Below are 20,333 nucleotides of genomic sequence, written 5' to 3'. Positions count from 1 at the left end.
TTAGTATTTATAATAATAAAATCAGTTGCAATCCTAATTTCAATGTATTATAATTTCTACTGAAACACCATAGTTTTATTTGAAAAACTTATAATTAATTCAGTAAAGGACAGGTGGATACCATGGAAAAAAAAGAGATGCTGTATGAAGGAAAAGCAAAAAAGGTTTTTAAAACAGAAGAACCTAATGTATTAATTGTTTCTTATAAAGACGATGCAACAGCCTTCAACGGTTTAAAAAAGGGTACCATTGTTGGAAAAGGTGCAATAAACAACAGAATGACGAATTTTATCTTTCAAAAATTGGAAGAAAAAGGGGTTCCGACTCATTTGGTAAAAGAGTTAAGTGATCGCGAAACCGCAGTGAAAAAGGTTGAGATTGTGCCACTTGAGGTAATTATCAGAAATTACTCTGCTGGAAGTTTTGCAAAAAAGATGGGTATGGAAGAAGGTATCAAATTTTCTTGTCCGACACTTGAATTTAGTTATAAAAATGATGATCTGGGAGATCCATTCATTAATAGTTACTATGCTTTGGCTCTTAACCTGGCGACACAGGAAGAGATTGATGTCATTACAAAGTATGCATTTACGGTGAATGAAGTCCTAAATGAGTACTTTGGCAGTTTAAATATTGACTTAATTGACTTTAAAATAGAATTTGGCCGATATCACGGTGAAGTGATTCTGGCAGATGAGATATCTCCGGATACCTGCAGGCTTTGGGATAAAGATACGCATGAAAAGCTGGACAAAGATCGGTTCCGTAGAGATTTGGGCGGTGTTGAAGATGCGTATGAAGAAATATTTAGACGTCTGGGGATTCACTAAAAGTAGAGAGAGGGAAGGCGATTAATGACGAACGAACTGAATTTCAATCTAGAAGAAGAACTGCATGAAGAGTGCGGCGTATTCGGAATGTATGATTTTGATGGAAACAATGTAGCATCAACCATTTATTACGGATTGTTTGCATTGCAGCATAGAGGACAGGAAAGCTGTGGAATTGCTGTTAGTGATACAGAAGGTCCCAAAGGAAAAGTTGCTGCTCATAAAGGGATGGGGCTTTGTAACGAGGTCTTCACCCCGGATATCCTAGAGGGGCTTCACGGTAACATTGGTGTAGGTCATGTTCGTTATTCAACTGCCGGAAGCAGTACTCGGGAGAATGCTCAGCCACTTGTCCTTAATTATGTTAAGGGAACGCTTGCCATGGCACATAACGGAAACTTGGTTAACGCATTGGAATTGCGCAAGGAATTAGAGTATAGTGGAGCGATTTTCCAGACAACGATTGACTCAGAGGTGATTGCTTATCATATCGCAAGGGAACGAGTTAAGACCACATCGGTAGAGCTTGCAGTAGCCAATGCAGTGAAAAAGATCAAAGGGGCTTACTCTCTTGTAGTTATGAGTCCAAGAAAGCTCATAGGGGCAAGAGATCCTTATGGATTTAAGCCATTGTGTATAGGGAAACGTGACAATGCCTATATCATCGTTTCTGAAAGTTGTGCACTTGATACCATTGGTGCTGAATTTGTGCGTGATATATTGCCGGGTGAGATTGTTACCATCACAAAGGATGGGATTGTGTCGGATACCCGCCTCTGCTTTCCAGATAAATCAAAAGAAGCAAGATGTATTTTTGAATATATTTACTTTGCAAGACCAGACAGTGTCTTTGATGGAGTGAGTGTGTATCACTCCAGACTTTGTGCGGGACGCGCGCTTGCTGTGGATTCCCCAGTCGATGCGGATTTGGTGGTAGGGGTTCCAGAATCAGGCAATGCCGCAGCATTGGGGTATTCTCTGCAGTCCGGCATTCCTTATGGAACCGCATTTATAAAAAATTCTTATGTGGGAAGAACCTTTATCAAACCCAAACAAAGCAACCGGGAATCTTCCGTCAGAATTAAGCTGAATGTTTTAAAAGAGGCCGTGGTAGGGAAACGGGTTATTATGATTGATGATTCCATTGTTCGTGGAACCACCAGTGCTCTGATCGTGAATATGCTTCGGGAATCTGGAGCGAAAGAGGTCCATGTACGCATAAGTGCTCCACCCTTTTTGCATCCTTGTTATTTTGGAACTGATATTCCAGATGAAGATCAGCTAATCGCTCATAATAGAAGTGTTGAAGAAATTCGGGAACTACTGGGTGCAGATTCTCTGTCTTATCTTAAGATTGACCGATTAAAAGAGATGGCAGAAGGTCTTTCTATCTGCACTGCGTGTTTTAGCGGAGACTATCCCATTGAACCGCCAGAAGAAGATATTCGAGGAGAATACACAAGGTAATGTGTAGAATTTATGAAAAGGGAGCGTCATACCGGCAGATATTGAAGCGGGAAGGCGGTCCCTGCTTTCTCTTCCCTTTGTAAATAAAATATGCTAAGATATGAATGAAACCAAATCCTAGGAGGAATGAAAAAATATGACAGATCGTTACCAAAGTCCGCTGTCTGAGCGTTATGCCAGCAAGGAGATGCAGTACCTCTTTTCCCCAGATAAGAAATTTAAGACATGGAGAAAATTGTGGGTTGCGCTTGCGGAAGTAGAAAAAGAATTGGGACTTCCCATATCGGATGAACAGATAAAGGAATTAAAGTCCTTTCAGGATGACATCAACTATGATGTGGCAAAACAAAGAGAAAAGGAAGTTCGTCATGATGTCATGTCTCATGTGTATGCATATGGAGTGCAGTGTCCCAAAGCAAAGGGCATCATCCATCTGGGTGCAACCTCCTGCTATGTAGGTGACAACACGGATATTATAGTCATGACAGAAGCCTTATTCCTGGTTCGTAAAAAATTAATGAATGTAATTGGGGAATTGGCAAAGTTTGCAGATAAGTATAAAGATCTTCCCACTCTGGCGTTCACTCATTTTCAGCCAGCGCAACCTACTACGGTAGGGAAAAGAGCAATGCTCTGGCTTCATGATCTGACCATGGACTTAGACGACTTGGATTATTTACTGGGATCGATCAAGCTTCTGGGTTCTAAGGGAACTACAGGTACCCAGGCCAGTTTTCTGGAACTGTTCGATAAAGACATGGACAAGGTAAGAAAAGTGGATGCCATGATCGCTGAAAAGATGGGATTTTCCGGATGCTACCCAGTTTCTGGCCAGACCTATTCCAGAAAAGTAGACAGCCGTGTGGTTAATGTTCTGGCTGGAATTGCTCAGAGTGCTCATAAATTTTCCAATGATATCAGGCTTTTGCAGCATTTAAAAGAAGTGGAAGAGCCATTTGAAAAGAATCAGATTGGTTCCTCGGCGATGGCTTATAAGAGAAATCCCATGCGAAGTGAACGGATTGCCTCTTTGTCCAATTATGTAATGGCGGATGTTATGAACCCTATGCTTGTTTCTTCCACCCAGTGGTTTGAACGGACACTTGATGATTCTGCCAACAAGCGTTTGAGTGTACCGGAAGGTTTTCTTGCCATTGACGGAATCTTGGATCTTTGTTTAAATGTTGTAGATGGCCTTGTGGTATATCCCAAAGTAATTGAAAAACATTTAATGGCCGAACTTCCATTTATGGCAACAGAGAACATCATGATGGATGCAGTAAAAGCAGGAGGGGACAGACAGGAACTCCATGAGAGAATCAGAGAACTTTCTATGGAAGCAGGAAAGAATGTAAAGGTAAATGGACTTGATAATAACTTATTAGAGTTAATTGCCGGGGATTCTTCTTTTAATCTTTCTTTGGAAGATCTAAAAGAAAGCATGGATGGAAAAAAATACGTAGGTTGTGCACCGGAACAGGTGACGATCTATTTAGAAGAGATCATAAAACCTCTTTTAAAAGAGAACGAAGAATTGCTTGGTTTGACAGCCGAAATTACCGTATAGAGAGAGTGCAGGCAGACTTATGAAAACAACAAGTCTGCCTGCGTTTTTGTGTATCTGTGAGGAGGAATATATGGGAAGCAGCTTAGAATATTATAAAGTTTTTTATTATGTGGCAAAACTGGGCAGTATAACATTAGCGGCGGAAAAGTTGTGTATCTCCCAACCGGCGGTGAGTCAGGCGGTGAAACAGTTAGAACAATCGTTAGACACCCAGCTTTTTATGCGAATGTCAAAAGGCGTTCGATTGACCAGAGAAGGTGAATTTTTATATGGGTATGTAAAATCTGGACTGGATCGAATTTGGAATGGGGAAAATATGCTAAGGCGTATGAAGGATTTAGATACAGGAGAAGTCAGGATTGGAGCCAGTGATATGACGCTCCAGTTTTATTTGCTTCCATATTTGGAGCAGTTTCATGAATTGTATCCAGGGATTAAGGTTTCCGTTTCCAATGGTCCAACACCAGAAACTCTGGATTTTTTATACGATGGGAAAATTGATTTTGGAGTAGTCAGCACACCCTTAAAAGCCAAGGCAGAGGTGCGCAGCACCATGGTAAAGGAAATCCATAACGTATTTGTGGCAGGAGAAAAATTCCGTTATTTAGAAGGAAAAAAACTGGACTATGAAGTTTTGAAAAATCTCCCTTGTATATTTCTGGAGAAAGATACAAGCACCCGGACATTTATGGATGAATTCTTAATGGATAAGGGAGTGGAAGTGGAACCTGAATTTGAATTATCAACCAGTGATATGATTGTTCAATTCGCCATTCGTAACCTTGGGATTGGTTGTGTCATGTCAGGATTTGCCGATGCAGAACTGGGAAAAGGAAAATTGTTTGAATTAAAATTTAAAGACGAAATGCCGGATCGCCATTTTTCTATCATTACAGATAGCAAAACACCCATTTCACCTCCAGGAAAAAAACTATTAAAATTAATGCTGGGTGATATAAGTTAAACTTATGTCAAGCATAAATATTATTGACTTTACTTATGCTTGACTTTGCGTTATCATAGGAGAGTAAAAGGTACGTTATCACTCGAAGGAGGATTAAACAAATGGTAAGAGCAATCGTAGGAGCCAATTGGGGCGATGAAGGAAAAGGTAAGATCACAGACATGCTGGCGAAGGAATCGGATATTATTATTCGCTATCAGGGAGGAAGCAACGCTGGACATACCATTATCAACAACTATGGGAAATTTGCGCTTCATCTTCTGCCATCTGGTGTTTTCTATAATCATACAACAAGTATTATCGGCAATGGTGTGGCACTAAATATCCCATTTCTGGCAAAAGAAGTGGAAGATATTGTTAGCAAAGGCGTTCCAAAACCCAATATTTTGGTTTCCGACCGTGCACAAATCCTTATGCCGTATCATATTCTGTTTGATCAGTATGAAGAGGAACGTCTCGGTAAAAAATCCTTTGGATCTACAAAATCAGGAATTGCACCATTTTATTCAGATAAATATGCCAAGATAGGGTTTCAGGTAAGCGAACTATTTGATGAGAAAGCATTGAAGGAAAAGGTTTTAAGTATCTGCGAGATGAAGAATGTTTTAATGGAACATTTATATCATAAGCCAGCTATAGATCCGGAAGCGTTATTTCAAACACTGCTTGAATATAGAGAGATGGTAAAACCCTATATCTGTGATGTGTCTAAATATCTTCATGATGCTATAAAAGAAGGCAAACAGATTCTGTTGGAAGGTCAGCTTGGTTCCTTAAAAGATCCAGACCATGGAATTTATCCAATGGTTACCTCTTCTTCCACCCTTGCAGCTTATGGTGCCATTGGTGCAGGCATTCCACCTTATGAGATTAAAAATATTACAACTGTAGTCAAGGCCTATTCCAGTGCGGTTGGTGCAGGTGCATTCGTCAGTGAGATCTTTGGGGACGAGGCAGATGAATTAAGACGCCGTGGCGGTGATGGTGGAGAGTACGGGGCAACAACTGGTCGTCCAAGGCGTATGGGGTGGTTTGATGCTGTCGCTTCTAGATATGGCTGCCGGATTCAGGGTGCAACCGAAGTGGCACTTACTGTTTTAGATGTGCTTGGATATCTTGAAGAACTTTCTATCTGTGTAGGATATGAAATTGATGGTAAAGTAACGAAAGATTTCCCAACAACTGCAGAATTAAAAAAAGCAAAACCTGTTTATATAACCCTTCCAGGTTGGAATTGTGAGATCAGAGGAATTAAAAAGTACGAAGATCTACCAGAAAATTGCAAAAAATACATTGAATTTATAGAAAAAGAGTTGGAGACTCCAATCACCATGGTATCCAACGGACCAGGAAGAGACGAAATTATATACAGAGTATAGAATCCAAAAAGGAGAACGAAAAACAACGAACTGTTTTTCATTCTCCTTTTACGTCCTGATTATTTTTCCTCAGACGCATTGTCTTTCTGATCCCGTTTTAACACGCGGATTACAAGTTGTGAAGCATATAGAATTACAGGTATGATCACAGTGCAGAAAATGGCAGCCATTAACCAGTTATTGGATTCAGGGCTTTTCATAAACGCAGATATCAGGGCAATGAGGTACATGCCTAGAAGAATCAGAACACCAACATAAGCCAGGATACGTTTCCATAGCATAAGAGAACCCTCGCTTTCTGAATATATATACTCTTATTATAGCCGAAGAAAAGAAAAATGAAAAGATTTGTTTCGAAAATCTTTCGATTTTGTTCTCTGTACTTTTCCTCAATTCTATAGTAAAATTCCATACATAGAACTTATTCGCTTAAAAGGAGGGAGATTCTTTGTATAAAAGGTGGTTTGGTGCGGTATTCGTTGTCTTTGGTCTGGGTTTTGCCATGAATGCCATGGCAATGGATGCAGCGGCCAAGCAGATGATGAAGGATCCCCAAGTAGTTTCTTCTGACTGGCAATGGAAGGAAGATAAATATGGTTGGAAGTATATTCTTCCCGATGGTACCTATAAAAAAAATACTTGGGAAAAGATAAACGGGAACTGGTATTATTTTCAAAGGGATGGAATCCCAGCCACAGACTGGACCCGCATCAAAGGATATGATTACTGTTTTAATGGGACCGGAGAGCAGTTGCTTGGTTGGTGTTATAACGACGAAGAAGAGAAGTGGCAGTATTATAAAGAAGATGGAACCTTGCAGAAAGGCTGGTATCAGGATCAAGAAGGGAATTGGTACTGGTTTTCGAATAAAGGGCTGATGGTATCTTCCGGTTATAAGAACATATTAGGGAAACGGTATTACTTTTTTGACAACGGTCAGTTGGCAGCCAACCAGTATGTAGGCCTTTCCTATATGGACGAAAACGGAATCAGAAACCGGGAATATGATATTTTGCGAAAGGGAAAAAAGAAGGTATCCTCTATTTCTGAAGATACCAAGGAGACATTATCCGAAGCATCGAAAAATCTGCCTAGAAGTTGGGTAAAGAAATTTAATCAAGATGGTTGGGAGATCCTTTATTATACAGACAAGTATTATTTTTCTGCTCCCATGACCGGCAGTGGTGTTTATTATATGTGTCATCAACTGGATACCAATTATAAAAAGATTAAAATCTGCAGTCCCCAAGAACTGACAGAGGCTTTTTGTGAATACATTGGTTATAAATCAGGATGTTATAAACCGAATTCTAAGGCAATGACGGATTTGTTTATGAATAGAGCTTTGATCGATTCATTTATCGATATTCCGGATTACTATGAAAATGATGCCAGGTTTTACTTTGGGAAAGTGGCAGGATCCTATCTCTTAAGCGATGAGAATCGTTTGGAAATGGAAAAAGCTGCACCGGAGGTAACTGAAATTCTTAAAACCATACTTTATGGAGAATCGGATTAACTTAAAAAAGAAAAGCCATTTTAGGCTTTCCTTTTTTTTAATCAGCAAGTTCTTCCCATAAAACATAAAGCTCCTCCAAACGTTTTAACATAGATTCTTTTTCCATATTTAGTTCAAGGAGTCTGGGAACATCTGTAAATACCTCTTCTTTTCCAAGTAATTCGTCGATTTCACTATCTCTGGTCTCCAGTCGATTGATTTCTTCCTCTGTTTTTTTTAAATCATTCTGGCGCTTGCGTAGCTTCGCCTGTTCTTCTTTTTGTGTTTTCCAATCCAGTTTAACCTCAGAGATTTCTTCGTTGGAAGTTTGTAAAGTCTCTTCGGATGCTGCATAGATTGGGGTCAGCAAGTCCTTTTTCTCCAGGTAATAATCATAATTTCCAATGTAATTAACCAGGGTCTGATTGGTAAGATCCAGAATTCTGGTTGCCGTTTTGTTGATGAAATAGCGGTCATGAGATACATAGAGGATGGTTCCGGTATAATGGTTGAGCGCATCTTCTAAGATCTCTTTTGAGGTGATATCCAAATGGTTAGTCGGCTCATCAAGGATTAGAAAGTTGGCTTCTGAAAGCATTAGCTTTGCAAGAGAGACCCGCCCTCGTTCCCCACCACTTAAATCTTTAACTCGTTTAAACACATCATCACCAGTGAATAAAAATGCGGCAAGTATGCTTCGAATCCGTGTGTTGTTCATGGAAGGATAGGTATCCTGAAGTTCATCAAATAACGTTTTTTCCATATGAAGCACCTGATGCTCCTGGTCATAGTAACCGATATGTACCTTGGAGCCCAATAGAATTTCCCCATGATCAGCGGGTATGATTCCGTTGAGAATCTTTAAGATTGTGGTTTTTCCGGTGCCGTTCTCTCCAATAATAGCAACTCGCTCTCCTCGCTTGATTCCAAAATTCGTGTGATCAAATAACAGTTGATTCCCAAATGATTTTGTAAGATCCTTTATCGTTAATACATCGTTTCCGCTGATGATGTTTGGTTCGAGACGAATTTTCATCTCATCATTTATTTCTGAGGGCTTTTTTAAAACTTCAATCTTATCAAGCATCTTTTCCCGGCTTTCGGCTCGGCGGATGGATTTTTCACGGTTAAAGGATTTTAGTTTTGTAATGACCTCTTCCTGGTGCTTAATCTCTTGCTGTTGGTTTAAATATGCTTTCATCTGCGCATCCCGGATCATAGCGCGTTTCTGACTGTAATCTGAATAATTCCCCTGATAAACGGTCATCTCTCCACAATCTAGTTCCATAATTTTAGTAACCACCCGATCTAAAAAATATCGGTCATGGGCGACTATAATGACGCTTCCGTCGTAATTATTTAAATAACTTTCCAGCCAGGAAATAGAATTCATATCCAGATGGTTGGTTGGCTCATCTAAAAGGATGATATCTGGTCTGGTTAAAAGAAGACGACCTAAGGAAACTCTGGTCTTTTGACCTCCGGAAAGAGCGGATACTGGCTTGTTAAATTCTTCTTCCGTGAAGCCAAGTCCTTTTAATACACCCGTTACCTCGCTTTGATAAGCATATCCATTTTGTAGTTCGAATTCATGATTGAACCGACTATAAGCTGCCAACATGGATTCCAGCTCTTTTCCAGATGCGTGTTTCATATCAAGCTCTAATTGCCGGATCTTAGCTTCCATTTCGATGATGGGCTGTTTTACTTTAAGAACTTCTTCCCATATCGTATTGTCTCCGGATAATTCCTGATGCTGTGCCAGGTAACCAAGTGATTTTCCCTTAGATATGACAACTTCTCCTTCATCGGATGGCAGTTCCCCGATGATTATTTTTAGTAGAGTAGATTTCCCTGCACCATTGATACCTACTATGGCGGCTTTCTCATGATCTTCTATATGAAAAGAGGCATGTTTGATTACTTCGTTACTCCCAAATGCTTTGTTGATATTACTGCATGACAGAATCATGTTTCATTTTCCTCCTTGTTCCTCTTATCGCAATAGGAATAGTATAATATAGGTCTGTTTTTTTTTCAAGGATACAATCCTAAAACCCGTTTGACAATGTTTTATCACCCAGTTATAATGATGTTAGTTTAATTCTAAGTAGAAGAAGGTGAAGATGTGGCAGAGAAAGAAATCTCAAAAGCAGTGATAGCCAGACTTCCCAGATATTATCGTTATCTGGGAGAAGTGTTGGAAGAGGGAGTAGAACGGATTTCATCCAATGAACTAAGTCTGCGAATGAAAGTAACCGCCTCTCAGATTCGTCAGGATCTGAATAATTTTGGCGGATTTGGACAGCAGGGGTACGGATATAATGTAAAACATTTATATACAGAGATAGCAAATATATTAGGAATTAACAGACAGCATAATCTTGTGATTATAGGAGCCGGGAATTTAGGACAGGCGATTGCTAATTATGCAAATTTTGAAAAACGTGGTTTTTTAATCAAAGGAATGTTTGACATTAACCCCCGGCTGATTGGTCTGGTCGTGCGAGGAGTTGAAATAAGAAGTGTAGACGATTTAGAAACATTTGTTAAGGATAACGAAGTTCAGATAGCAGCCCTGACCATACCTAAGACCAAGGCACCACAGATTGCAGACCGTCTTGTGAAGGCAGGAATCAAGGCGATCTGGAATTTTGCTCATACAGATTTGACGGTTCCAGATGATGTGGTTGTAGAAAATGTTCATTTATCAGAGAGTCTGATGCGGTTATCTTACCGGGTCTGCAGCATGCAGGATAAGGAAGAAGGAAAGAATCCGATTCAGCTGGATGTTTAAGTAACTGCCTGCCGGCAGCACAAGAGGAAGGACTCTTTGCTGTCGGTTGTTTTACTATGATAGATCGGAGTCCATTCCCTGAGACAAAGAAAGGCGGGAGTAATATGAGATATCTGGTAACTGGAGAACAGATGAAAGAGGTAGATCGTTATTCTATAGAGCAAATTGGAATCCCCTCTTTGGTACTTATGGAACGGGCGGCCCTTGCAGTTTTTGAGGAAGCAAAGAAACATGTAAAAAGGACCGGAAAGATCTGGGTGTTATGCGGAAGTGGGAACAATGGAGCAGATGGAGTCGCAACGGCCAGAATGTTTGCGCTTGCTGGGTATGATACCTTGGTAATACTTGCAGGAAAGAGGGACAAAGGAAGCAGGGAATATTTAACCCAGATAGCGATTGCAGAGAAGATAGGATTGAATATGGTTACTGGTGCTTCCTTGATACCAGAGACGTGTGATTTGTTTATCGATGCCCTCTTTGGCGTGGGACTTGATCGGGAGATTAAAGGCGATTGCCGGGACATTATGGATTGCATCAATCAAAAAGCACTGGGGTATACCGTGGCGGTAGATCTTCCTTCGGGGATTCATTCCGGTACGGGACAAATTATGGGAATGGCTTTTCGGTGTGATCTCACGGTGACATTTGGAGTGGAGAAGTTAGGAACCATGCTTTATCCAGGCAGAGAATATGCGAATCAAGTGTTGATTGCTGACATTGGATTTCCCTCTGAAAGTATAGAGCGTGTGAAGAGCCATTATTTTACATTCGATGATTCAGACTATAATCGTATCCCTAAGCGTCCAGCATATTCCAATAAGGGTGACTATGGAAAGGTTCTTATCGTGGCCGGATCGAAAAACATGAGCGGTGCTGCTTTGTTAAGTGCACTTGCCGCTTATCGAACGGGTGCTGGTATGGTTAAAATCTTTACGGTTGAAGAAAATAGACAGATTCTTCAAACGGGGTTGCCAGAAGCGATTATAATTACCTACAATCCCAATGAAGCAGAAGAAGAAACAGAGGACTTTACCAATCGTTTAATGCATCAATGTGCTTGGGCAAGTGCAATTGTTTTGGGGCCTGGGCTTGGTCAGGAGCCTTATGTGAGACATCTGGTGGAAGTGGTTTTGATGAATGCTTATGCTCCCTTAATTGTAGATGCAGACGGGCTAAATGTGATTGCCTCCTATCAAAAGCTGACGGGCTATTATACAGAAAATATCATTATAACGCCCCATTTGGGTGAAATGGCAAGACTCACTGGAAATTCGATTGAAACCATTCAGACCAATTTGATACAGACGGCGAGAGACTATGCGGACCGCTATGGTATTACCTGTATCTTAAAAGATGCGGCAACCATTGGTGCGCTCAAAGATCAAAGAACTTATATAAATCACAGTGGAAACAGTGGGATGGCAAAGGCAGGGGCTGGGGATGTGCTGACCGGAATCATAGCGGGACTATTAGCTATGGGGATGGAGGAATCAGAAGCAGCGGCCCTTGGCGTCTGGATTCACGGATGCGCTGGGGATATGAGAAAAGAAAAATCAGGCACCTATAGCCTTCTCGCCAGAGAACTGACAGAAGAGATTTACACAATGCTACAAAAGTAGAAGAGGGAATAAGGAATGAAAGTATATGGAAGGGTCTATGAGACCGTGGATTTGGATGCCATAGACCATAATATGAGTGCCATGAAGGCAAATTTAAGAACAGGGACTGAAATGATCGGAGTGGTGAAGTGCGATGGATACGGGCATGGAGCGGTACCAGTCGCCCATGCCATTGACCCTTATGTGATGGGATATGGGGTCGCAACGGCACAAGAAGGCGTAATCTTAAGAAAACACGGTATCACAAAACCCATTCTGGTTCTTGGGGTTGTACCAAATCAGGATTATAACTTATTGGTGGATTACGAACTACGCTCCCCTGTATTTCAATTAAAAAGGGCAACGGATCTTTCCGGTGTTGCTCAAAAAGCCGGGAAAAAGGCGGTGATCCACCTTGCACTAGATACTGGTATGAGTAGGATCGGGTTTCCAGTAACCGAAGATGCAGCAGAGGAGGCCGTTAAAATTTCTGCCTTGCCAGGTTTGGTGGTAGAAGGTCTTTTTACTCATTTTGCAAAAGCAGATGAAAAAGATAAAACGGCAACGCAGCTTCAGGTTAACAAATATGAGTCATTTATAGAGATGCTGTCAGAAAGGGGAATGCACATTCCATTTCTCCACTGTTCCAACAGTGCTGGAATTCTGGATATGAAAACGGCAAATTTTCATGCGGTAAGAGCAGGGATTTCCATATATGGTATTTATCCATCTCAGGAAGTAGACAGAGAAACGGTTAAATTAGAGCCAGCCATGGAACTAAAGAGTTTTATTTCTTACATAAAGAGAATCCCAAAAGGGACCTCTGTTAGTTATGGCGGTACGTTTATAGCAGACCGGGAGATGACGATTGCAACCATTCCAGTGGGGTATGGGGATGGCTATCCAAGAAATCTATCGGGAAATGGGGAGGTACTGATTCGGGGAAAAAGATCAAAAATTCTTGGAAGAGTGTGCATGGACCAGTTTATGGTGGATGTATCTTCCATTGAGGGAGTGGCAGAAGAAGATGAGGTTGTTTTGGTTGGCAAACAGGGGAGGGAACAGATAACGGTAGAAGAGCTAACACAGCTTAGCGGAGGCTTTTCTTATGAGTTCGTTTGTGGAATCGGAAAGCGGGTCCCCAGGGTATATTTAGAAAAGGGTAAAGTCATTGCGGCAAAGGATTATTTTGATGATTGTTTTAACGGGTTTTAAAAGGTCTGATAACAAACTTCACGTCCCAGACATATGATAAGGTATGCGGCAGAAAAACTTAAATGAATACACGAGTCAAATAAGGTCAATAATAGACTTAAATAAATTGACGGAGTGTGAGAATGTGATAATCAGACGTGGAGACATCTATTATGCAGATTTAAGACCAGTAGTAGGTTCGGAACAAGGCGGGATCCGCCCGGTTCTTATTATACAAAATGATGTAGGGAATAAGCACAGTCCAACTGTGATCTGTGCCGCAATTACCTCTAGAATGAACAAAGCAAAGCTGCCAACCCATGTGGAACTGGACACAAAAAAGTGTGATATGATCAAGGATTCTGTAATCCTTTTGGAGCAGCTGCGTACGATTGATAAACAGAGATTGAAAGAGAAAATTTGTCATATCGATGAAGAATTACAGCAGGAAGTGGATTGTGCGTTAAGGGTCAGCTTAGAACTGAATACATAGTTCACCATTGACGGAATGCAGATAAAATGGTATATTCTTAAATAGTTATGAGAAAAAATACGGAAGAAAATGAATAAAAGGAGTAGATTTTTCAAATGGACGATGGCAATCCGCTTATACGCGTGATTATTTTTATTGCTTTTATCGTATTAGATGCAATTTTTCATGGATTTGGATCAGCAATTCAAAATGTGAATACGGGAGAATTAGAACATCAGATGGAAGATGGGAACGAAAAGGCGAGGAAGCTTTTACGTATCGTCAACAGACCCACTGGCTTTGTAAATACCATACAGATAACCACCAATCTTATCGGTATGGTGACAGGAGGTGCTGTTTTGATCCGGTTAGGGCTGGAGCTGCAGTCAAAGGTGATGATAGAAGGGTTCCTTTCGGAACGATGGTTATCTTATTTTAGCCTGATTTTGACCGGAATTATCCTGATCGTACTGCTTATTAGTTTTGGTATTATTATTCCCAAACGCTGTGCGGCAATAAACCCTGAGAAATGGGGGTACCGAATGCTGCCGGTAGTGTCTTTTGTTATGATACTGCTTATGCCTTTTGTCTGGTTGGTCAATCTGGTATCCTATTTTGTGTTAAAGATACTGGGAATTGACATGACATCAGACAATGAGAATGTCACAGAAGAAGATATCATGTCTATGGTAAATGAGGGACATGAGCAGGGAGTGTTAGAGGCAAGAGAGGCAGAGATGATTACAAATATTTTCGAGCTTAACGATAAAGAAGCCGGGGATATTATGACCCATCGTAAGAATGTGGTTGCATTAGACGGAGAAAGAACACTAAAAGATGCAGTGAATTTTATCTTGACTGAGGGTTTTAATTCCCGATATCCTGTTTATAAAAAAGATGTGGATGATATTATCGGTATCCTTCATATGAAAGATGCGCTTATTGCTGCTGAGATTAAAGAGAATGAAACACGTCAGATCTGGGAAATTGAAGGGCTGTTAAGAGAGGCTCATTTTATTCCAGAGACAAGGAATATCGATATCCTGTTTAAAGAGATGCAGTCCAGAAAGATCCACATGGTAGTCGTTGTGGATGAATATGGTCAGACATCAGGAATCGTAACAATGGAAGATATTCTGGAAGAGATTGTAGGCAATATTTTGGACGAGTATGATGTGGATGAAGAAAACATTATTTTATCAGACGACGGTACTTTTATTATGAAGGGTATGACGACTTTAGAAGAAGTAGAAAGTGCTCTATTAATCGAGTTTCTTGAAGAAGATTATGACGCCTATGATACGGTCAATGGTTTGTTGATTTCCAAATTGGACCGGATTCCTCAAGAAGGGGAAGTGTCAGAAATTTCAGTCATGGGATACCGATTTAAGATTCTTCAGGTAGAGAACAAGATGATCCAAACCGTGAAGGTCTGGAAAGAGGTTCCTGAGAATGAAGATGTGCTTCGGAAGATGGATTCTAATCTCGACGGGTCTGAAGAAATATAAAAATAAGTACAGCTGCCACAAACCTGACAGAATCCAGGGGAATGGCAGCTGTATGCTGTTTTTTCTTGCAAGATAAAAAAAATAATGTTAGAATAGATAAGATATTGTTTATGAAAAGAGTTTGAATGAGATAGAGATAGAGAAAGAAAAGGAGTGTTGGAAACGATGTCAGGACATTCAAAGTTCGCAAATATTAAGCACAGGAAAGAGAAAAACGATTCTGCTAAAGGCAAAATTTTCACAGTAATTGGAAGAGAGCTGGCAGTCGCGGTGAAAGAAGGCGGATCAGACCCTGCAAACAACAGTAGGCTCCGAGATGCAATTGCGAAAGCGAAAGCGAATAACATGCCGAACGATACCATTGACCGTGGAATTAAAAAAGCAGCAGGCGATGCCAACTCCGTGAATTATGAAACCATTACATACGAAGGTTACGGTCCGAACGGAGTTGCAATTATCGTAGATACGCTGACCGATAATAAGAATCGCACGGCAGCGAATGTAAGAAGTGCATTCACAAAAGGAGGGGGCAATGTAGGGACTCCTGGATGTGTTTCCTTCCTCTTTGATCGAAAAGGCCAGATTGTAATTGACAAAGAAGAATGTGATATGGACCCCGATGAACTGATGATGATTGCTCTGGAGGCTGGTGCGGAAGATTTTTCGGAAGAAGAGGACAGCTTTGAGGTAATTACAGGACAGGAAGAATTCAGTGCAGTACGTGAGGCATTGGAAAAAGCAGGGATCGCCATGGCCGGAGCGGATGTTACCATGATTCCCCAGACATGGGTGGAACTAACCGATGAAGAATCAATCAAAAAGATGAATCGTATTCTAGACCTTCTTGATGTTGACGATGATGTACAGGCGACATACCACAACTGGAACGAATAGATAAAAAGTGAGGAGACCTTCGGGAATCCTCACTTTTTTGATGAAGTGATTTAAAGAAATGATTCGTATAGATAATAAGTGATAGTTTCTGTAAATTGAAATCCTGCTTTTTGATAGAGAGATAGGGCTGGCTTGTTCTCACTAGAAACCTGTAAGCAGATTTTATGCGGTTTATGATCCTTGTTTTTAATGTATGCTGATAAAAACAGGGAAAGAAAGACTTGTCCCATTCCTTGATTTCGAAATTCTTCCTTGATTTCAAAACTAGAAAGAAAAGAGGAGTGTTTTTGTATGGAAAGACAGCAGCTGCCCAAGGTGGTCTGGTCCTGTTTCAATTTATAATTTAATGTTCCATCAGGTGAGATGGTTTCCATCAGAGACAGATAGTTGGTGAATTTGTCAATTGGCATCGCTTGAGATGAGACAATTAATTCCATGAGATGCTCCTGGTACCACAATTCGGCATTCAAGGCATCGAGTGTGTTTAAAGTGTCTTGGCAGGGATGAGTAACGGGGAATATGATATCAGAATCCTCAGAATCTTTTCGCAGTGTTTGAAAAAGCGTAGAGAATAAGCCCTGCCGCCTGTGTCTCGGTAGCGTGATTGCATAACACTCATATCCTTCATCCGGAAGAAAAAAAGTGGATAGAGCGGATAAGAGGCAATCTTCTTCGTATAATAAATAATAGGTTGCATCGTCGTCTATGGGAAGAAATTCTTTGTTGTCTTGTGTTTTGCATTGCTTTTCTAAAAAAAGCAGATCATTTTTCAGTTTACTGTCCAAAGTATTGGTGCGTATGATTTTCATAGATGGGCTCCTAGTTTAGTTTCATATAGTATAATACAATAAATTGTGAAAAATCAATAAAATATTTTCCATATTGCTAGTTGTTTCTTTGAAATATGGGTGATAGAATAAACACAGTATAGTAATGGGAGGGATCCAATTGAAAAAAAGAGAAGAAATACCGGTTAGTGACACCTGGAATTTGGCGGATATCCTTGCGTCAGAACAAGAATGGGAGAAATTATTCCGGGATACGGAACGTTCTCTATCTGGTTATAAGAATTTTGAAGGACATCTGGCAGAATCTGGTGAGATGCTTTTTTCCTGTCTAAAATTCGATGAGGAAATCTCGTTAAAGATAGAAATATTATTTGTATATGGGAAACAAAAATCAGATGAAAATACGGGGAATGCAAAGTATCAGGGACTTGCATCAAGAGCTAGGGCCATTTCCTATCAGGCTGCAGATCTGTCATCCTTTCTGCTTCCTGAAATTTTGTCCATTCCAGATGAGGTTTTGTCTACGTATCGAACCCAAGTGCCAGAGTTAAAACGTTATGACAGGACTCTGGAAGTAATATTAAAGAAAAAGGCCCATACATTGTCTTCGCATATGGAAGCATTGCTAGCGAAATCCATGGAAGCAACGTCCGGTTCCTCTGACATATTTAATATGTTTAACAATGCAGATATTAAATTTCCCGAAATACTTGATGAGAATAAGAATATGGTCCGGGTCACACATGGAAATTACATCGAGTTTTTAGAGAAACAAGACCGAGAAGTAAGAAGGTCAGCATTTTACGCAGTGTACAGTGTTTACAAACAGTTTGTTAATACGTTATCGGCAACATTTTCATCCAATGTTAAGCGGGCGGCTTTTTATGCTCAGGCAAGAAAGTATTCTTCGGCTAGAGCTTATTATTTGGCTGAGAATGAAATTTCGGAATCTGTTTATGACAACTTATTGGCAGCGGTGCAGGAGGGACTCCCCTATCTTCATGAGTATGTGTCTATCCGTAAAAAAGCGCTTGGAGTAGAAGAACTTCATATGTATGATCTTCATGTGCCGATGGTTTCCCAAAAAGAGAAAAAATACACCTTTGAGGAAGCGAAACAGATGGTACTAGAGGGGCTAAAACCGCTAGGGGATAAGTATCTGGAATTATTAAAAGAGGGATTTAGGAATCGTTGGATTGATGTGTATGAAAATGAAGGGAAGCGAAGTGGAGCATATTCCTGGGGTGTATATGGAATTCATCCTTATGTACTTCTAAACTTTAACGGAACACTGGACAGTGTATTTACACTGGCGCATGAGATGGGGCATGCTCTCCATAGCTGGTTTTCAGATGAGAAGCAGACTTATGTAGACGCAGGATATAAGATATTCGTGGCTGAGGTTGCGTCTACCTGCAACGAGGCACTTTTGATCCGTCATCTGCTAGAAGAGACAAAAGATAAGAGAGAACGAGCATATTTACTCAATCATTTTATAGATAGTTTTCGGGGTACCTTATATCGTCAGTGTATGTTTGCTGAGTTTGAAGCTGATGTACATCGCATGTCAGGAGAGGGAACGGTTCTTACTGGGGAAGTTCTGTGCGGTCTATACCATGAATTAAATCAAAAATATTTTGGACCCGATGTGGTAATCGATGAAGAAATCGATTATGAATGGTCTAGAATTCCTCATTTCTATACTCCTTTTTATGTGTACCAGTATGCAACTGGATTTTCCGCTGCAATAGCCATTAGCAGCAGGATATTAGCTGGGGAAGAAAATGTGTTAAAGGGATATTATGAATTTTTGAGTGGCGGTTGTTCCATGACTCCTATCGATCTACTCAAACTATGCGGTGTTGATATGTCAACTGCAGAACCGGTAAAGGATGCGTTATCAGTATTTGCTGGACTTTTAGGAGAGATGAGAGAACTTATATAAGAAGGACGGATTGCGCAGAGGGGAGCAGGTATGAATCTTTATCAAATGATATTTAAAAGAAGAACCATTCGGAAGTTAAAAAAAGAACCGGTCCCTGACCAGCTGTTAAAAGACATTTTGTATTTTGGAAATTGTGTCACCAGGCTATATCCTGAAATTTCTATCCAGATGGAAATTTGTGATAATCTGGATGGAAAGCTTCCGGTATCAGGACTTTGGAAGGTGGACGCTCCCTATTATCTTGTGCTTTATTCAGAAGAAAAGGAAGGCTATCTGCTCAATGCTGGGTACACGATGGAACCAATTCTTTTGTATATGACGGCGAAAGGACTGGGAACCTGTTATCTTGGGAATACAAAAATCTCTCGGTTGGAACCGCCTGGTTTAAAACCAGTCATTGCCATAGCCTTTGGATATCCAAAAACACTGTTGTACCGGGATCCGGCAACTGCGAGAAGGCTTCCATTGAAAGAGCTATGTATTTTTAAAGAGGAAGCAGGGGAACCGATGAAGAACATATTAAAAGCGATCCGCTTATCCCCTTCCATTATGAATACACAGCCATGGCGGTTTATTGTTTATAATGACAAAATATATATATTTTCCTGTAAGGAGATATTACCCTCCCCTCATCTGATTTCTCTAAGAGAAATCAGTCTTGGAATCATGCTTTCCCATCTTTCGATTGCAGCAGAGGAGATGTGGATGAATGTAAAGCTGGAAGTAGAAGAAGCTATGGATAGAAAATCATACAAAAGTGGTTCCTATGTATCTACAGCGAATGTAAAAGAGTACCGCAGCTGAAACAAAAGAAAGCACCCATTAAAAAGCAACAGGCATACATAATCTTTAGCCGTTGCTTTTTAATGGGTGTTCGTTTTATTCAATGGGAATGGAATGGATTTCTTCGTTTTGTTTGGGTGCTTCCTTCGGTACCGTGAGTTTTAAAATCCCCTGTTCAAAGGAGGCCTTAATATCTTCTTGTCGGAGTCCGGTGCCCACATAGAAACTTCGTTTTATAGAACCATTATATCGTTCTTTATGAATGTATTTTTTAGAGTTACTGTCCTCCGATTCGGTAGCAGAATTAGCTAAAATAGTTAAATAACCATCTTTTAGATCGGCGCGAATCTGTTCCTTGCTATAGCCTGGAAGCTCTGTTTCTATCCTATAATTTGTACCGTCATCCTCGATATCTGTCTTCATAACTGCCCGTCTGTTTAGAAATCCATCGTTTAAAAAAGGATCGTTTAAAAAATCATCAAATAAACTGTTTCTTTTCGTTAATAACATAAATATACCTCCTTGTATAATAATGATATAGCCAATGAGGCTTATATCTTACTAACATCTTTTTATTCTGTAACTGAATAAGGCTTCACCCTTAATCAGAAGTTACTATTTCTTAATTACCATGTCTGACGGTTCCCTG

18 protein-coding genes are annotated in these 20,333 nt (G+C 40.3%); 14 read left to right on the top strand and 4 right to left on the bottom strand.

Annotation, left to right across the window (positions count from 1 at the left end):
- The first annotated feature begins 122 nt into the window (after positions 1-122).
- The 5 genes from purC to EFT72_RS06390 all read left to right on the top strand — a co-directional run bounded on the left by purC (position 123) and on the right by EFT72_RS06390 (position 6,207).
- The gene (gene purC / locus EFT72_RS06410) at positions 123-830 is read left to right on the top strand and encodes a phosphoribosylaminoimidazolesuccinocarboxamide synthase (protein ID WP_124066084.1); all 708 of its coding nucleotides are present in this window, start codon (positions 123-125) and stop codon (positions 828-830) included.
- A gap of 24 nt (positions 831-854) precedes the next feature.
- Complete coding sequence (gene purF, locus EFT72_RS06405; protein WP_124066083.1) at positions 855-2,297, top strand: amidophosphoribosyltransferase; 1,443 nt, start codon at positions 855-857, stop codon at positions 2,295-2,297.
- A 136-nt stretch (positions 2,298-2,433) separates the two neighbouring features.
- Positions 2,434-3,864, top strand: a complete 1,431-nt coding sequence (gene purB, locus EFT72_RS06400) for an adenylosuccinate lyase (RefSeq protein WP_124066082.1) — start codon at positions 2,434-2,436, stop codon at positions 3,862-3,864.
- A 70-nt stretch (positions 3,865-3,934) separates the two neighbouring features.
- Positions 3,935-4,828, top strand: a complete 894-nt coding sequence (locus tag EFT72_RS06395; protein WP_124066081.1) for a LysR family transcriptional regulator — start codon at positions 3,935-3,937, stop codon at positions 4,826-4,828.
- Positions 4,829-4,929: 101 nt separating this feature from the next.
- On the top strand, positions 4,930-6,207 hold the full coding sequence (locus tag EFT72_RS06390; RefSeq protein WP_124066080.1) for an adenylosuccinate synthase: 1,278 nt from the start codon (positions 4,930-4,932) through the stop codon (positions 6,205-6,207).
- Between the two features lie 59 nt (positions 6,208-6,266).
- Here EFT72_RS06390 and EFT72_RS06385 read toward each other — a convergent pair whose 3' ends face one another.
- Positions 6,267-6,488 carry a hypothetical protein gene (locus EFT72_RS06385; RefSeq protein ID WP_124066079.1) on the bottom strand — a complete coding sequence of 74 codons (222 nt, stop codon included), beginning with the start codon at positions 6,486-6,488 and terminating at the stop codon, positions 6,267-6,269.
- A 167-nt stretch (positions 6,489-6,655) separates the two neighbouring features.
- On the opposite strand from EFT72_RS06385, the gene EFT72_RS06380 reads away from it, so the two are divergent.
- Entirely contained in the window at positions 6,656-7,726 is a 1,071-nt protein-coding gene (locus tag EFT72_RS06380) for a cell wall-binding protein (RefSeq protein ID WP_243109962.1), read from the top strand.
- Positions 7,727-7,763: 37 nt separating this feature from the next.
- Here EFT72_RS06380 and abc-f read toward each other — a convergent pair whose 3' ends face one another.
- The gene (gene abc-f / locus EFT72_RS06375; protein WP_124066078.1) at positions 7,764-9,677 is read right to left on the bottom strand and encodes a ribosomal protection-like ABC-F family protein; all 1,914 of its coding nucleotides are present in this window, start codon (positions 9,675-9,677) and stop codon (positions 7,764-7,766) included.
- A gap of 156 nt (positions 9,678-9,833) precedes the next feature.
- Between abc-f and EFT72_RS06370 the strand changes: the two genes are divergently transcribed.
- From EFT72_RS06370 to EFT72_RS06345, 6 genes are all read left to right on the top strand, one after another.
- Positions 9,834-10,502, top strand: a complete 669-nt coding sequence (locus tag EFT72_RS06370; protein WP_124066077.1) for a redox-sensing transcriptional repressor Rex — start codon at positions 9,834-9,836, stop codon at positions 10,500-10,502.
- Between the two features lie 104 nt (positions 10,503-10,606).
- The gene (locus EFT72_RS06365; protein ID WP_124066076.1) at positions 10,607-12,121 is read left to right on the top strand and encodes an NAD(P)H-hydrate dehydratase; all 1,515 of its coding nucleotides are present in this window, start codon (positions 10,607-10,609) and stop codon (positions 12,119-12,121) included.
- Between the two features lie 15 nt (positions 12,122-12,136).
- Positions 12,137-13,315 carry an alanine racemase gene (gene alr / locus EFT72_RS06360; protein WP_124066075.1) on the top strand — a complete coding sequence of 393 codons (1,179 nt, stop codon included), beginning with the start codon at positions 12,137-12,139 and terminating at the stop codon, positions 13,313-13,315.
- Positions 13,316-13,439: 124 nt separating this feature from the next.
- Positions 13,440-13,787, top strand: a complete 348-nt coding sequence (locus EFT72_RS06355) for a type II toxin-antitoxin system PemK/MazF family toxin (RefSeq protein ID WP_124066074.1) — start codon at positions 13,440-13,442, stop codon at positions 13,785-13,787.
- A 95-nt stretch (positions 13,788-13,882) separates the two neighbouring features.
- The gene (locus EFT72_RS06350) at positions 13,883-15,274 is read left to right on the top strand and encodes a hemolysin family protein (protein WP_124066073.1); all 1,392 of its coding nucleotides are present in this window, start codon (positions 13,883-13,885) and stop codon (positions 15,272-15,274) included.
- A 165-nt stretch (positions 15,275-15,439) separates the two neighbouring features.
- A complete protein-coding gene (locus EFT72_RS06345; protein WP_124066072.1) occupies positions 15,440-16,168 on the top strand; it encodes a YebC/PmpR family DNA-binding transcriptional regulator in 729 nt (242 codons plus the stop codon).
- 50 nt (positions 16,169-16,218) lie between these two features.
- On the opposite strand, the gene EFT72_RS06340 is transcribed toward EFT72_RS06345, so the two are convergent.
- On the bottom strand, positions 16,219-16,977 hold the full coding sequence (locus EFT72_RS06340; RefSeq protein ID WP_124066071.1) for a GNAT family N-acetyltransferase: 759 nt from the start codon (positions 16,975-16,977) through the stop codon (positions 16,219-16,221).
- A 139-nt stretch (positions 16,978-17,116) separates the two neighbouring features.
- On the opposite strand from EFT72_RS06340, the gene pepF reads away from it, so the two are divergent.
- Together pepF and EFT72_RS06330 are read left to right on the top strand one after the other, a co-directional pair.
- Entirely contained in the window at positions 17,117-18,901 is a 1,785-nt protein-coding gene (gene pepF, locus EFT72_RS06335) for an oligoendopeptidase F (protein ID WP_347561851.1), read from the top strand.
- A gap of 30 nt (positions 18,902-18,931) precedes the next feature.
- Positions 18,932-19,705, top strand: coding sequence for a nitroreductase family protein (locus EFT72_RS06330; RefSeq protein ID WP_124066069.1), 774 nt, complete (start codon positions 18,932-18,934; stop codon positions 19,703-19,705).
- A gap of 75 nt (positions 19,706-19,780) precedes the next feature.
- On the opposite strand, the gene EFT72_RS06325 is transcribed toward EFT72_RS06330, so the two are convergent.
- A complete protein-coding gene (locus EFT72_RS06325) occupies positions 19,781-20,194 on the bottom strand; it encodes an Hsp20/alpha crystallin family protein (RefSeq protein WP_124066068.1) in 414 nt (137 codons plus the stop codon).
- Positions 20,195-20,333 lie beyond the last annotated feature (139 nt).

It is taken from the genome of Clostridium sp. E02 (assembly GCF_003833015.1).
Lineage (GTDB): Bacteria > Bacillota > Clostridia > Lachnospirales > Lachnospiraceae > Lacrimispora.
This window is presented reverse-complemented; position numbering and strand designations above follow the sequence as displayed.

What these genes read in the sequence shown, in the direction of transcription:
- purC (WP_124066084.1), top strand. Translation starts at nt 123, where the DNA reads ATGGAAAAAAAAGAGATGCTGTATGAAGGAAAAGCAAAAAAGGTTTTT.
- purF (WP_124066083.1), top strand. Translation starts at nt 855, where the DNA reads ATGACGAACGAACTGAATTTCAATCTAGAAGAAGAACTGCATGAAGAG.
- purB (WP_124066082.1), top strand. Translation starts at nt 2,434, where the DNA reads ATGACAGATCGTTACCAAAGTCCGCTGTCTGAGCGTTATGCCAGCAAG.
- EFT72_RS06395 (WP_124066081.1), top strand. Translation starts at nt 3,935, where the DNA reads ATGGGAAGCAGCTTAGAATATTATAAAGTTTTTTATTATGTGGCAAAA.
- EFT72_RS06390 (WP_124066080.1), top strand. Translation starts at nt 4,930, where the DNA reads ATGGTAAGAGCAATCGTAGGAGCCAATTGGGGCGATGAAGGAAAAGGT.
- EFT72_RS06385 (WP_124066079.1), bottom strand. Translation starts at nt 6,488, where the DNA reads ATGCTATGGAAACGTATCCTGGCTTATGTTGGTGTTCTGATTCTTCTA.
- abc-f (WP_124066078.1), bottom strand. Translation starts at nt 9,677, where the DNA reads ATGATTCTGTCATGCAGTAATATCAACAAAGCATTTGGGAGTAACGAA.
- EFT72_RS06365 (WP_124066076.1), top strand. Translation starts at nt 10,607, where the DNA reads ATGAGATATCTGGTAACTGGAGAACAGATGAAAGAGGTAGATCGTTAT.
- alr (WP_124066075.1), top strand. Translation starts at nt 12,137, where the DNA reads ATGAAAGTATATGGAAGGGTCTATGAGACCGTGGATTTGGATGCCATA.
- EFT72_RS06350 (WP_124066073.1), top strand. Translation starts at nt 13,883, where the DNA reads ATGGACGATGGCAATCCGCTTATACGCGTGATTATTTTTATTGCTTTT.
- EFT72_RS06345 (WP_124066072.1), top strand. Translation starts at nt 15,440, where the DNA reads ATGTCAGGACATTCAAAGTTCGCAAATATTAAGCACAGGAAAGAGAAA.
- EFT72_RS06340 (WP_124066071.1), bottom strand. Translation starts at nt 16,977, where the DNA reads ATGAAAATCATACGCACCAATACTTTGGACAGTAAACTGAAAAATGAT.
- EFT72_RS06330 (WP_124066069.1), top strand. Translation starts at nt 18,932, where the DNA reads ATGAATCTTTATCAAATGATATTTAAAAGAAGAACCATTCGGAAGTTA.
- EFT72_RS06325 (WP_124066068.1), bottom strand. Translation starts at nt 20,194, where the DNA reads ATGTTATTAACGAAAAGAAACAGTTTATTTGATGATTTTTTAAACGAT.